This is a genomic window from Paenibacillus sp. 7516 (assembly GCF_002272715.1).
In the GTDB taxonomy this organism is placed as follows: Bacteria; Bacillota; Bacilli; order Paenibacillales; family Paenibacillaceae; genus Paenibacillus; species Paenibacillus illinoisensis_A.
Genome location: NZ_NPBI01000002.1, coordinates 306,757 through 320,957 on the forward strand (window position 1 = coordinate 306,757; position 14,201 = coordinate 320,957).

The window sequence follows — 14,201 nt, forward strand, 5'->3', positions numbered from 1 at the left end:
CGGACTACTATGCTGTATACAGAGGTGATTGAATTGATTATTAATAAAAAGCGCGTTCAATTAATCGATGGACTGCGCGGATTCAGCCTGGTAGGCATTGTATTGGCGAATATGTTGATTTTTCAATACGGTCTGTTTGGCGAGAGCGAACCGCAATTGTTTGGGATTGAAGGGACGGACCTGGCTTTTCATTCATTCCTGCATATCACGGTGGTGGGCAGCTTCATGCCAATCTTTGCGTTCATGTTCGGATTCGGGATGATTAAGCTATCAGATAGCTTGAAAACAAGGGAACTAAGGCCGAAGTGTCATCTAGCCCGCCGTTTTCTGCTTCTATTCATGATCGGGTTGCTGCACTCGACTTTTCTGTGGGAAGGGGACATATTGGCGTTTTATGGAATTACTGGTTTCTTACTGTTGTTGTTCCTGAACCGGAAACCAAAAACGTTATTCATATGGGCCATCATCTTACTTACTATTACAGGGCTTCTTGGTCTCCCGTCTTCTGATTCGTCAGACCCGATGGCTGCTACGTCACAGGGCATGATTAACTACATTGTGCAGAGCCAGGATATATACGGCAACGGCAGCTATATGGAGATCAAGGACTTTCGGAATAATGCGGATCCATTTGCGGAAATGGGAACGGATTTCATTTTGTTTGTTATCGTGTTAGCCCCGATCATCACGCTGCCGATGTTTCTGCTCGGCATGCGTTCCGCCAGAATCGGAACATTTGACAACCCACAAGCAATGAGACGTACATACTATCGCCGCACCGCGTTCTTTGTTCCGGTGGGACTGTTACTTAAAGCATACGGCGTATTAGCCCCGCAACTGGGTGCAGAAAGCTGGATCGGTACCGGTATTGGATCAACACTCGGAGGTATGGTGCTTGCAGTGGGCTACATTTACGCTTTTGCACTCCTGTATACGGGAAACCATCGTTCTGCTCTAATGGCAAGGTTTGAGGCGGTCGGCCGTCTCTCACTCACGAATTATCTATTGCAAAGTGTAATATGTACGTCGATTTTCTATGGGTATGGGCTTGGACTGTTTGGTCATGCTGGCGTGTTCGTTGGGGCGCTTATCGCTGTTGCTGTTTATTGCATTCAGTTGTGGTTTAGCCCAATGTATCTCAAGAAGTTCCGGAGTGGACCCATGGAATACATTCTGCGCATCTGGACGTATCTGTCCTGGAGAGGGAAGCTGAAAAAGAAGAGGCGAAAACCACGGAATACGTTAGAAGCGGAGGCGAACTCGCTAAAGCCTGAACAAGGATATACAGGTTGATCATGCTTCACGTTGAGAATACCTTACATATGCCCCATTCGCACAGGCAAGCAGTCCATTTATAGCGTAAACTACAGGAGATTCAGTAGAGCGAGGTGAATTCTATGGCTAAAATCAACGATATACGCCTAAAGGCAAAGCGATATAAAGCCAAACCCGTCTGCGTGACTCTTCATAATGGTGAAACATACATTGGTTATATCGCTGAAGTGAATAACGGTGGAGTGGTGCTAACTGGTGGAGGAACCGTATTAGGTACACCGACAACAGGAGGCAGCTCCCATCGTTCCAAACGGAACCGAAAGGCTGTTTCAGGCAGTAACGGAGGCTCCTCTCACAAAAGAAAACAGGGCAAAGGCACACGTAAGCCATCTACGCGTTCGCGCCAAATGTCGCAAGCGCAGGTTTCGTCCTTTCTGCCCATGATGGGTTCCTTGTTTGGCGGGCTCGGTGGCGGGGCTGCAGCTGGAGGATTGCTTGGCGGAGGAATGCGGTTATTCGGCATGATCCAGCAATTCGTGCCTGTCGTGAAAATGGGCTACGGTATGATCAAGTCCATCAAGCCGTTCATGGGTGCTGTCCAAGGTCTCATGGCCGGGCCTAGTAAGGCCGAACAGGAAGAAGCATAATAAACTCACAGCCCCTTTGACAGATGTAAGGGGCTTTTCTTTTTTGACATAGAGGAGAAATCATGGATAATGGAACGATCCGAAAATCCAAGAAAAAATAGCATTTCGTAATTCTCATATCACCAAAAAAAAGGAGGGAGCCAGAAATGGCGAAGGCCGACATGTAAAATCCCTTCCTATAGTTCTGAATGTATGAACAGCTTCCTGAAAAGAAGGCCGTAACCGTAAGCTATAGTTAAAGGCATCAGGTAGGAAAGGCCGGTCCAGTAGATATTCCATCCATTGAAGTACACTACTCTGCCCATTTCTTTGGCCAGCCATTCAATGAGGGTAAGAACTACGGATGTAATGACTATAGCGAGCCAGGGTTTTGTGCCTTTTTTGATAATGGCATACATCATAAGACATCCTGAGATAGGGTAGATACCCAGATCCATTGGAACAGCGGTATAGGACTGATTATTGGAGTTAGGGAGTATGTTCCAGAAAAAATTGAAACCCACACTGTTGATGCAAGCAGAGACAGCTATTCCTAGCGGATAAAAAACGAGAAGAATCTTGGGGTGTCTTCGTAAAATCCATCCACCAATTAGAACAGGAATCATAAAACCGAAAATAATATTCCCCAACATGTTGATCACTCCTCATGTTCATTCACCTGTGAAGCACGCATTCCGTTCAATCCATCTTATTTTTATCCTCAAGTAGGGTATTGAGCTTCTGGTTTACCATTTTTAATTGTTTATCATAATGCTTATATGTAATAAACCCGATTACGGCTTTAACTGTAAAAAATAATATTGCTGCAATGACGATCAGTACGTAATTATGTGCGATCTGTTTGAGCCATTCATTTAACCCATTCAATCTCGGATACCCTTCTCTCTGGAAAGTACTTTGTTTCCTAATATATAGGATGAACCAATTTGCAGAAATTATGTTGTTTTGGAATTAAGTTTCGTATTGACAGGATAGTTAATATCTCTTCTTTGCGTTATTATAAATAAATGTGGTCTCAAATAGCCGTGTGTTCCACTTCTGAACACCGATGATTTTGGAGAGATTATAATGAGACACATCCAACAATCGGTCAGGTTAGTCTAGTTAAAGGTATGGTTACTCATTTACATGGTTTGAGTTATTCGTGAGAATAGCATGAATGAAGTGCACTGATGATAAAAGATAGTGAGGTAGAAAAAATGATTGCAAAGACAGAAGAAGACTTTAATGGTTTGAAGGAAATCGGTAAGATCGTAGCCGCCATTCGGGATGAATTGGTACAGCGGACAGTTCCGGGTATAACGACGAAAGAACTTGATGACATAGCCGGAGAGCTGTTTGCCAAAGAAGGGGCTGTGTCAGCTCCAAAAAGTGAATATGATTTTCCGGGATACACTTGTATCAGTGTTAATGATGAAGTAGCGCATGGTATTCCTGGACAGCGCGTTATTCAGGAAGGTGACATCGTAAACATAGATGTATCTGGCTCCAAGAACAGCTATTTTGCAGATACGGGAATCTCCTTTGTAGTTGGCGAGGGTGAAGAAGTATTAACCAAAATATGCGACGTTGCAAAAAAAGCATTTGAAGCAGGGCTTAAAAAAGCAAAACCCGGTTCCAAAAAAAGTGGCATCGGAAAAGCAGTGTTCCAAACTGCAAAACAACATGAATTAACGGTTATCAAAAATCTTACCGGACATGGTATTGGACGTACAATCCATGAAGCACCCGATCATATTTATAATTACAACGATACATCGGATGACGAATTGCTAAAAGATGGAATGGTTATTGCATTTGAACCGTTTATTTCAACTTCTGAAGAAGAAGTATTCCAAAAAAATGACGGCTGGACCTTTGCTACCAAAAACAGCTATGTGGCTCAAATCGAACATACGATTATCCTGACCAAAAATGGTCCGATTATCATCACGGAGTAACGGGAACAAGAGTGTTGTTGAAGGTCGATTTCCATTGTGAAATCGGCTTTTTGGTGTCTCAGGTTCCTGTTTCAGGTGAACTAGAACCTGAGCATGTACCTTCAGGCTTGTACCCATCCATTTGCCTTGAAGGTCATTTATATCTTGGATTACCTGGAGATGAGTGGTCTGGTTTGCAGGTAGATATCGAGATCCGAACTCGATCCATTAAGAATCTGATCCGAAACAATTTTGGCCAGGACACCGTTATACACCGTTCCGTTATCTCCGTATGCCATCAAAATATAGCAGTGGGGATATGTCTCGTATTGGCCGAGGACAGGCAATCCGTCATGCGTGCCTCCGTAGAAGGCGCCCAGGTAGTATTCAGGCTCGGCCGGAATGTCAGGAAATAGCTTGTTAAACTCTTGAATGAGCTTGTCCTTGCTCGCCAGGATTTTGGAATCTCGGGTTGAAGCGAAGGAAGTATCCTTATCCATTCCTCCGATAATAACCCGGTTGTCCGGGGTTGTACGCATATACACATATGGGCGTGCAGTTTCCCAGATCAATGTTCGTTTGTACCAGCTTGAAAAGTCGTTAATCGGCTTCGTAATGACGGCATAGGAGCTTGCCAGCGTTGCATTATTTTCGGATTTAAAATCACTATCTTCATACCCGGCTGCAATAATTACATGTTTGGCTCGGATTTCGCGACGTTCCTTGGTGTAGAAGACGGCATAATCCTGTTCGAATCGTCTGCCAGTTATCTCCGTGTTCTCATAGATCTTTCCTCCCTGAGCTTTTACTTTCTCAAGAAGTCCATATACGAATTTTAAGGGGTTTATTTCTGCATCGTCATGATAGTACAGTGCTGCCTTTTTCCGGAATGGGTACGAGCCGGATATGTGCTCTTCATTCCACAGATCTACCTTAAATCCATACTTCTGTAGAAGAGCATATTCTTCATTCAAAGCGGAAACATCCTCTTCATAGCTTGCGTAATAGAGGCTATCACGTCTTATAAAATCAGGATTGATGGGTAATTGACGGCTTACTTGCTCAATATGATTAATAGACTCTTCACATAGCTTCAAATGACGAGAGGCTATTTCTTCACCAAACGAGTGACTGAGCGATACAAAACTCTTCTCACCTGCATACTGAATCAAGGCCGTATTGGTGCTGGTACTGCCTTCTCCAACTTTTCTCTTGTCGACGATAACGACAGATATACCCTGGTCACAAAGGAAGTTTGCACACTGAGCTCCGGAGCTGCCAGCGCCGATAATGAGCACATCGCAGGATATGTCCTCCTCCAACTTTGGATAAGAGGGGGGATTAGCTATTGTTGTCGGCCAGTATAACTTACCGCTCTGCAGATCCATTCGAGTCTCTCCCTTATATATATTCGGTAGGTAGTATGGGCAACTCACTGGAACTCGATGCAGCACTTAGGCCGATAAGCAGCGATTCCTGTATTTCATCGAAAATAAGATCGAAAATGATGAAGAGAGGACAGGCTTTTTTGCCTGTCCTCTCTTCATATAGTTGTAGATTAATGGGCAGTCACTTTTTATAGGATCATACAGGTACGTTTCTGCTTGATTTTCCTTTTAAGGATTCGGTGTAATCACGATATCATCGATAAATGCCGTATTGTCGCCGGTACCTGAAGTTGCCACAAACCGGATTTGGTGTTTCCCCGGCTTCGAGATTTGAAAGGAATTGCTGGTGTAAGCAGTGTAAGATCCGCTTCCAGGTGTAAACGAACCGATCGACTGATCATCCAAATAGACATCAAAGGATTGTTGTCCGCCAAAGCTGGTCCGCTTGGCTGTCTGAAACTGAATGACATAGCTGCCCGCAGGGAAGATCAGGGGTTGGCTGAATTCACCCTGTTTACCATTTAGGGTCTGCAAATACGCAGCCTGTGTGCCTTCGGGTGCATCAGAGGCGCCAAACACGCTGCCATTGCGAATTCTGCCCGCGTTGTTCTTGAAGCTCCAGCCCTCACCGCTGCCCACAGCTACACCATTCTGAGATGAAATAGCCGGATGTTCAAAACCGTTATTTTGCAAAACGGCATGATCTGGTACATCAACTTTCTCTACGGTAATCTGATCGATAAAGGTTGCATGGCTGCCTGTTCCCGTTGCGGTAAGGATGATCGTATGCGAGCCATCGGCAACGGTAAACCAATCCGTCGTGAAGGATTGGTATGTACTGCTGGATGGGGCAATGGTACCAACTGTCTGACCGCCCACTTGAATTTGCACGGGCTGAGCTTGCTCAGCAATCTGTGCAGCAGCTTTCAGGTTTAAGACGTAACTTCCTGCCGGGAACGTTACGGACTGATGAAATGAACCTTGAACACCATCCTGGCTTCGAACAAAAGCTGCCTGCAGCCCGGCGGGTGCAGTCAAGGAGGTCATGCTGCTGCCATTTCGCAGGATACCGGACTGATCATTAAAACTCCAATCAGCGGTAATCCCGGTCACCACACCTGTCGGATGAGTAACTGCAGGTGACTCAAAGCTTGAATTCCCGATATAGGGGTTCTCTGTGGTAAGTGGCAGTGTAATTCTAACGTCATCGATAAAGGCGGTGTTGTCCCCTTGAGTCGTAGTCGCCACAAATTTGATCGTATGTTTTCCACCTGTTGTCTCGAAGGCATCTGTTCTGAACGTTTCGAAGCTGCCTGACTCGGGCTGATATGAGCCTATTACCTGATCATCAAAATAAACATCAAATGATTGGGTGCCCCCAAAGCTGGTCCGTTTAGCCGCCTCAAATGACATTTGATATGTTCCTGGCTTGAAATGGATGGATTGACTTAGTGTGCCCGATACACCGCCATCCGTTTTCAGATAGCCTGTTTGTACCCCTTGAGGCGCGGCAGGGGCCTGAAATGGACCATTATTGTGCTGCACACCGGAGCGGCTGTCGAACACCCATCCGTTGGTTAAGGGACCCGGCCGGGCTGAAGTGGTAGCCGGTTTCTCAAAGCCAGCATTGAAGAAAGTAACCACGGGAAGTTCATCCGGAATTTCAGGGTTTACATAGCAGCGTTTGTTTACACCTGGAATGGGATCTCCCAGAATGGCGCTTGTGCAGGCCACACCATCTTCCTGAATGGAATAATTAAATAACCCATCTGCGCCGTAGGCAACAACGGCTTTTCCCTGAAAATAACAATCGCCGCCATTTTCAACCATGCAGAGTTTGTAACCATCTGGTGAACTGCTGATCTGTCCGATTTGATACAGGGAGGATACGGTGCCCGAAGGCTGCATACCCGTTTTGAACGCTTTGGCCTTGTAGAGTGCGAGTGAACCTTCGTTCAGAATAATAGGTCTCACGTAAAGGGAGGACTGAGCTGTAGGTTCGCTGCCGTCGGTTGTATAACGGATTTGAGCTCCGCTCGTCGCTGTCTCCAGATAGAGCACTTCGGAGCTAGGGAACACGTGACGGTCCAGGCTAAAGGTTGGAACTTCAACTTTGCCGGCCAGTGACGAAGGCAGGACGCGTACGAGAACGACACCATATGCCGACGGATCGGCCGTACTCGTTGCACGAACTGCAATTAACGTTTCGTCTGTCACTTGAGGTGCTTGATATACGCCGCTAGTACTGTTAATGGTGCCATTGTTTTGTCCAACGACGCTCCAAGTCACACTTCCGATGTTATCAATGACCTCTGCTCCAAGCGTGATGGAATCCCCCGAGCGGACGGTAGGATTTACGTTATCCAGCTTGACTTGCGTCTCTGCAGGCTGGGTCGTATAAATGATAACATTGTAATCATCGCTCACATTGCTATCGGTTAACATAGCTCCCCCAGGAAAAGTTGCTGTTACAGGAGGAAGGACCGCATTTGGTTCTTGAAGGATATCGTTTTTGTATACCATTTTACGGATCGTGTTGTTTACCGCAGTACTGCCAAAATCCAGCGTAATTTCTTTTTCCGTACCTGCTTTTGCTTCGACGAGTACGGTATAATGGCCATCGTTGTCTCTGAACGCTGCTGCGCGAACATCGGTTGAGCCGTTCGTATCTACAGCCAAAACCTTACTGTGCTCAGGAATATAGCGGTTCAGCATGCCAGCGATGTAGAATGTTTTGCGAGGGTTCAGCCCCAGGGGCAATGCATCCCACATCGTATACGTACCGTTCGTTCCACCTGTAGGATCATTGGTCCATACCCCATTTAACTGCCACATCAGAGCGGATTTCACACCCATATTGGCTGTCTGAATCACTGAATTTGCATATCCGGCATCCCAGTTGCTGGCGTTGTCGTCTGCCCAGCCAAATTCGGTTAAATGGAGCGGTTTATCCCCCACGTATTCTTTCCGCTGCGCGAAGGCGCTGCCCAGTCCATCGTAGGATTCTCCATAAACGTGAAAGCTGTATCCATCAATGGCGTCATCCGCATGCTCTTTCATGTACTCAATCCAGGCAGGAGCGCCTGTCTCTTCGGGCCCCCAGATTTCGATCAGATCGCGGAGTCCGTCCGCAGTCAGTCTGGCACTTGTTTTATTGACCATCTCGGCGTAATAGGCTTTCTGATCACCGGGAGCTTCAAAGTCCCAACTTCCGTTAGGCTCATTATAAAACGTCAGGTACTTCACATTGTCATATCCTCGGTTCTGAATCAATTCCTTAAGTAGAGCGGATGCGGAAGCCGCATAAGCATCCAGATCAGCCGGTGCACTTGTCCACGGATCAATTCCCGGTATCGGGAACCAATCGTGTACGGTCGATCCGACTTTCCAGCCGAAGTTCAATTCGACTTCCGTTCCAGCGGTTTTAAAGGCGTCTAGATATTTGTAAAAAGCTTTCATTTTGGCACTGTCCCATGTGTACGTACCTTTGGTCGGCTCCATCCAGTCAATCTGGAACCATACTCTGGCGACCTTGGGTTCAATCGTCTGTATTCGCTTCCTATCCACCTCCCAGTGGGCTTCCGTATACCCGTATTGAGTCTGACCGGGCATGAGTGCTGTTGGAATGGTATTGACTCCAACGCCGAGAAAATCATCCTGAATGACATCACTTGTATCAATTGTTATGGTATGACTGGTACTGGTGCTGTTCTCACTCTGGCTCGGGTTCTGGTTCTGAACAGCTGCATATGCTTGGGGAGAAACGGGAATAAACGAAGTGAGCATCGTGGTAATGAGGAGCGAAATCCCCCACCTTGAGGTTCGATAACCAGATTTACTTTTCATCTCAGCTCTCCTTTATTGTGGTATACCGCAAGGCAGAATGCAGAAGCCAAGATCTCATGTAGACCTTTTGTGCGGTAATCTGCTTGCGGCAATTAAAATGATAGCGTTTTCAATAAAATACGGATTTGAATTATCCACTGAAACAGTTGAAAAAAAGTCGCTCAGGTTGAACAAAACAAAGCACAGTTGAACGATTTTGCTCGGAAACGGCCTTTACGAAACGAAATATGCATTCTATGCTCTTGATAAGAGAACAAACGTTAGGAAGGTGACACATGCTATGAATACGTCAAACAGTGAAGCGAACAGAGAACGATGCAATCCATTAAACTTTGAAAATAAAAATCGTAATCTAGCTGCCCTTCGGGTTGCTGCGAACGGTCGTTATCTGGAGACATCGCAGGGTGTTCCTTTTTTCTGGCTGGGAGACACGGCTTGGGAATTGCTTCATCGCCTGAACCAGGAAGAGAGCGAGCTGTATTTACGTACAAGGGCAGCACAGTGCTTTACCGTCATTCAGACCGTGCTGCTTGCGGAGTTTAGTGGTGTCACAACGGAAAACGCACAGGGCCGACTGCCCTTGTATATGAGTGGAATAGGTGAACCCGATCCAACCCGACCGGATACCGAGGGAACTTACTCCTATTGGGATCATGTGGATTACATACTTGACCTTGCAGATAGCCTTGGACTCTATGTGGCACTGCTGCCGACTTGGGGTGACAAGTTTAATAAGAAGTGGGGGAAAGGGCCGGAGATATTCACACCAGAAACTGCGTTTATTTACGGGAAATGGCTAGGAGAGAGATATGCTGATAACCCTCAGATCGTTTGGGTGCTGGGAGGGGACCGTCCACTGGAAACGAAACGTCATTTTGACATTGTCACGTCCATGGCACAAGGGCTCAAACAAGGTGGTGCACGGCAACTTATGACCTTCCATCCGCCCGGTTGTGATTCATCTTCCCGCCAGCTTCATGATGAGTCCTGGCTGGATTTCAATATGATTCAGTCTGGACATGGAGAGCGAGAGATTACCAACAACAGGCGTGTACAACAAGATTATGAACGTGTGCCCGTTAAACCGACGCTGGATGCGGAGCCATGCTACGAGGATATTCCCGTCGGGTTCAGGGGTGAACAAGGCTATTTCGATGCAGCCGATGTGAGAAGAGCTGCATATTATGCGTTATTCTCAGGCGCGCTGGGTCACACATATGGTCATCATTCGATATGGTCTATGTATCAGGGAACGGATGATCTGGCTGAATCAAACAGCATGGGTGATTATTTCATCATATCCTGGCGTGAAGCACTGCATCGTCCAGGAGCGGAAGAGATGCGTCATGCTCGTACTCTGCTTGAAGAGGAGATCGGTCCGGATTGGAGACCCAATTCACAACTGATTCACCTCAACCGTACAGGTGCCAATTACGCTGTTGCTGCACAGAATAAATATAACGCTTACATATATCTGCCCAGTGGCTTGTATGTTGACGTGGTCATGGGGTATATTGAGGGCAAACAGGTCAAAGCCATATGGTTTTGCCCCAGAACAGGAGGCACGACCGAAGTTTCTACAGATTCTACAATACCGAACCAAGGCATTAAACGTTTCACAGCCCCAACCAGCGGAAGAGGGAACGACTGGATTTTGATTTTGAAAGGGGTTTGATGCATGTATAAGGTAATGATTGTCGAGGATGAAATGCTGGTTCGCATCGGACTGAAAAATTCCGTCGAATGGAGCAAATTTGGGCTTGAGGTGTCCGCCGATTTTCCGGATGGCCAATCTGCATGGGACTATTATGAGCGCGAGAAACCCGATGTGGTCATTACCGATATCAGTATGCCGAGAATGGATGGCATGGAGCTGATCTCCAACATCCGCAAGCAGGACAAATATACGCGTGTCGTTGTGCTATCTTGTTTGGAAGAGTTCGAGCTTGCCCGCAAAGCACTGACACTGGACGTATCCAGTTATATTCTGAAGCTGACGATGACGGAAGAAGAGATTGAGCAAGTGTTGACCGGGGTCAGGGAAGAGCTGGATCAGCAGCATAACTCAACGCATGTTCAAGCCAGAGCAGCTGCAGCATCCCCGGATATGGAGCTTGTGAAGGAAAAGATGTTTAAGGATTTTATGTTTTATCGTATTTTTTCATCCGAAGAATTCGCCAGTTTCATTACAGACAGCGGCCTTCGGCTCTCGCCTGTTCGCTTGGTCGTTTGCGTGATGGAAGTGGACCGGTATGTTTCGCTCAAGGAACGTTTCCGGGATGAGCATGGTCATCTGGTCAAGATGTCGCTGTTAAACATATTAAGCGAGATTATGTCCGGTTACAAACGAGGAGAAGCAGTTCAGATCAACGACCGGCACTACGCACTTGTACTGCATTTTGCTGATCTGCTGTCCGAACAAGCCATCGTGCAGGAAATTCGTCAACTGCTCGAACATATTCAGGATACCATTCGCCATTATTTTAACAGTACCGTTTCATTTGGGATCAGCAGTGTCAACGGAGGGTATGATTCCCTCCCCAGACAATACGCCGAAGCACAACGGGCATTGCAGCGCAAATTCATCACAGGCTCCGGACAGCAGCATCAAGGAACCGGGCGGGCTGACTATACTGGTGTGCTTGCCAGGCTTGAACAGATTCGAAATCACACATCCATTCGGGAATTGCTGCCGAAACTCAAAGAGAAAGAATATGATGAGTGGCTGGATGAGATGGAACGTGGCATGAACCAGGAGCGAAAATCCATGGAGATCACCATCTACCAGTTCGTGCAGTGGGTCAATACGCATGTATATGATCATAACAACGAAAAAACGCTGCTGCTCAGCATGACTGAGAATCTGGAGACCTGTGACACGATGCCAGATATGCTCGACCAGGTACTCGTATATATGGATACGTTGGTTGACTTGATTAGCAAACGCTTACAAATGAGCGATGAAATCACCCGGGCCATTGAGTACGTCAAGCGACATTACACGGAGAACATTAGTCTTCAAATGGTTGCAGATCATGTTGGATTAAGCCCGGGATACCTTAGTAACCTGTTCCGCCGAGAGCTGCAGATTACGTATATCGATTATGTAAACCGATACCGAATTGAACGGGCAAAGGAGCTGCTTGCCCAAAGTCAGCTGCGTTCTTCCGATGTGCCGGCATTGGTCGGATTTTCGCCGGAGTACACGTATTTCAGCAAGGTTTTCAAAAAAATCACCGGTCTTAATCCGAATGAATATCGCAGACAAACGACGAACAAAGACAAGAGGGTGCCCTAATGAAGAAATCCCTCCAATCGCTTTTTGATTCCAGACAGCTGAGAACCCAGCTAATTCTCTATATTATGGTCATCAGCCTCGCCGTACTGGCTGGGGCTTCTTATTTTATTTATTCCTTTATGCAAAACATGATCAAGATTCAAAATGAACGGCTGCTCTACCAGCAGTTTCAGCAGCTTGACCATAATATCGGCGGACTGGTGAAGGAGATTGATCGGTTATCCATGCTTTTCTTGCGAGATGAACACATTCAGCGCTTTTTGTACAAAATTTCGGAGAAAACGGAAGAGGAATTCCTCGAATCCAAAAACGATGTGCAGCGCGTCATTGCCGATTTTATTGACAACTACAATTATATCGATTCCATCTATATTACGGCGAACAACCTGGGAGCGGTTGGAGGAAGCCAGAAGCGGACACTCGTTTACGATCGGGATGCATGGCAGAAGAGTTTCTTCACCTCCGAACCCTTCCTTCAGACGCTTGAACAGTATCCTCAGCTGATTATCCATTCCGGGATCAAAAAATCGTTCTACAACCCTTATCTCACCGGCAAAGATGACGGCTATCTAATCAGTCTGATGCGAGGAACTCGTGCAATCTATGATCCAACAACAAGTGCCACACTGATCATCAATATTGATGAACGCTATCTGTCATCCATCTACTCTACGGCGCTGAACAGCGAAGAAGGAGACATGTATATCGCGAACGCTGAGGGAACGGTTTTATCGGCCAGTGAGGCGGATCGGGTAGGTACGCAGAGTCACTTGAAACCCGGTGTGGAGCTGGCGGACGGAGCTTACGGAAGTTTGGATGACGAAAAAGGTGGACGCAGCATGCAGGTTGTATATTACAAACTCCATGACGGCGGCTGGTATCTCCTGAAGGAAATTCCGCTCAGCCAGTATGCCGATCAGATCCTGGGTGTTCAACGAATGCTGGTACTGGTATTCTCGATTAGCGTGCTCGCCATATTTATCGCCTCATACTTCTGGTTGCGCAAAATCATCAAACCACTGAACCAATTGTCCGGCAAAATGAAAGATATGAGCCGCGGTGAACTTGGGGTCACCGTGGATCATGTTCCGAATAATGAGCTGGGCACGGTTATCCGCCGCTTTAACGAGATGTCGCTCAGCATGGTTGAGCTGGTGGATAAAAACAATGAGATTCAAGAGAAGAAGAGGGAGCTTGAGCTGGAGGCATTGCAATATCAGATTAATCCCCATTTCTTGTATAACACGCTGAATATGATCCGCTGGATGGCTGTTATCGTGAAGGCTGACAACATTGTTAATACGATTGTGGCTCTCGGCAATATTCTGCGTCCTGTATTCTCCAGTAAAGATTCGATGTGTTCCTTGCGTGACGAGCTGTCGTATGTGGACAACTATTTGAAAATCATCAACATGCGATTCAACAATAACATTACGTTCACGATAGACGTGGATGAGCAGTGGATGGATTGTCAGGTTCCCCGCTTTATTCTGCAGCCGCTGCTGGAGAATTCCATTGCATCAGGCAGACAGAGTGATGACTTTGCCATCCAGATCAGGATCAGTGTCTCTGGCGACCATGAATGTCTGATGTTATGCATCACAGATTCCGGCATTGGCATGGATAGGGAGAGCATCAATGCACTCAACGAAAAGCTGGCAAGCGGTGAATCACCCAAATCCACCGTTGGCGGAAGTGGAATCGGGCTTAATAACGTCAATAAACGGATTCGATTATATTATGGTCGGGACTTCGGCATTCACTTCGTTCCTGCTGAGCAGGGGGCCAAGGCGATCGTTACATTGCCGGTTCACCGACTGTAAAACAG

General features: G+C 46.7%; 9 protein-coding genes. 6 read left to right on the forward strand and 3 right to left on the reverse strand.

Going from position 1 to position 14,201, the window contains the following annotated elements; all coding sequences use genetic code 11:
- Positions 1-9: 9 nt before the first annotated feature.
- On the forward strand, positions 10-1,293 hold the full coding sequence (locus CHI14_RS01385; RefSeq protein WP_249280954.1) for a DUF418 domain-containing protein: 1,284 nt from the start codon (positions 10-12) through the stop codon (positions 1,291-1,293).
- Positions 1,294-1,397: 104 nt separating this feature from the next.
- Positions 1,398-1,922 (forward strand): hypothetical protein, encoded by a 525-nt coding sequence (locus tag CHI14_RS01390; RefSeq protein ID WP_095286617.1) that lies wholly within the window; start codon positions 1,398-1,400, stop codon positions 1,920-1,922.
- Positions 1,923-2,098: 176 nt separating this feature from the next.
- Here CHI14_RS01390 and CHI14_RS01395 read toward each other — a convergent pair whose 3' ends face one another.
- Positions 2,099-2,554 carry a CBO0543 family protein gene (locus CHI14_RS01395; RefSeq protein ID WP_095286618.1) on the reverse strand — a complete coding sequence of 152 codons (456 nt, stop codon included), beginning with the start codon at positions 2,552-2,554 and terminating at the stop codon, positions 2,099-2,101.
- A gap of 567 nt (positions 2,555-3,121) precedes the next feature.
- Between CHI14_RS01395 and map the strand changes: the two genes are divergently transcribed.
- On the forward strand, positions 3,122-3,862 hold the full coding sequence (gene map, locus CHI14_RS01405) for a type I methionyl aminopeptidase (protein WP_095286620.1): 741 nt from the start codon (positions 3,122-3,124) through the stop codon (positions 3,860-3,862).
- Positions 3,863-4,011: 149 nt separating this feature from the next.
- On the opposite strand, the gene CHI14_RS01410 is transcribed toward map, so the two are convergent.
- Positions 4,012-5,229, reverse strand: a complete 1,218-nt coding sequence (locus CHI14_RS01410) for an NAD(P)/FAD-dependent oxidoreductase (protein WP_095286621.1) — start codon at positions 5,227-5,229, stop codon at positions 4,012-4,014.
- Positions 5,230-5,457: 228 nt separating this feature from the next.
- The gene (locus CHI14_RS01415; RefSeq protein WP_095286622.1) at positions 5,458-9,075 is read right to left on the reverse strand and encodes a chitobiase/beta-hexosaminidase C-terminal domain-containing protein; all 3,618 of its coding nucleotides are present in this window, start codon (positions 9,073-9,075) and stop codon (positions 5,458-5,460) included.
- 280 nt (positions 9,076-9,355) lie between these two features.
- Between CHI14_RS01415 and CHI14_RS01420 the strand changes: the two genes are divergently transcribed.
- The 3 genes from CHI14_RS01420 to CHI14_RS01430 are packed head-to-tail and all read left to right on the forward strand — an operon-like array spanning position 9,356 to position 14,196.
- Complete coding sequence (locus CHI14_RS01420; protein ID WP_095286623.1) at positions 9,356-10,750, forward strand: glycoside hydrolase family 140 protein; 1,395 nt, start codon at positions 9,356-9,358, stop codon at positions 10,748-10,750.
- A 3-nt stretch (positions 10,751-10,753) separates the two neighbouring features.
- The gene (locus CHI14_RS01425; RefSeq protein WP_095286624.1) at positions 10,754-12,373 is read left to right on the forward strand and encodes a response regulator; all 1,620 of its coding nucleotides are present in this window, start codon (positions 10,754-10,756) and stop codon (positions 12,371-12,373) included.
- Positions 12,373-14,196 (forward strand): cache domain-containing sensor histidine kinase, encoded by a 1,824-nt coding sequence (locus CHI14_RS01430; protein ID WP_095286625.1) that lies wholly within the window; start codon positions 12,373-12,375, stop codon positions 14,194-14,196. Before CHI14_RS01425 ends, CHI14_RS01430 begins: the two co-directional genes overlap by 1 nt.
- The last annotated feature ends 5 nt before the right edge of the window (positions 14,197-14,201 follow it).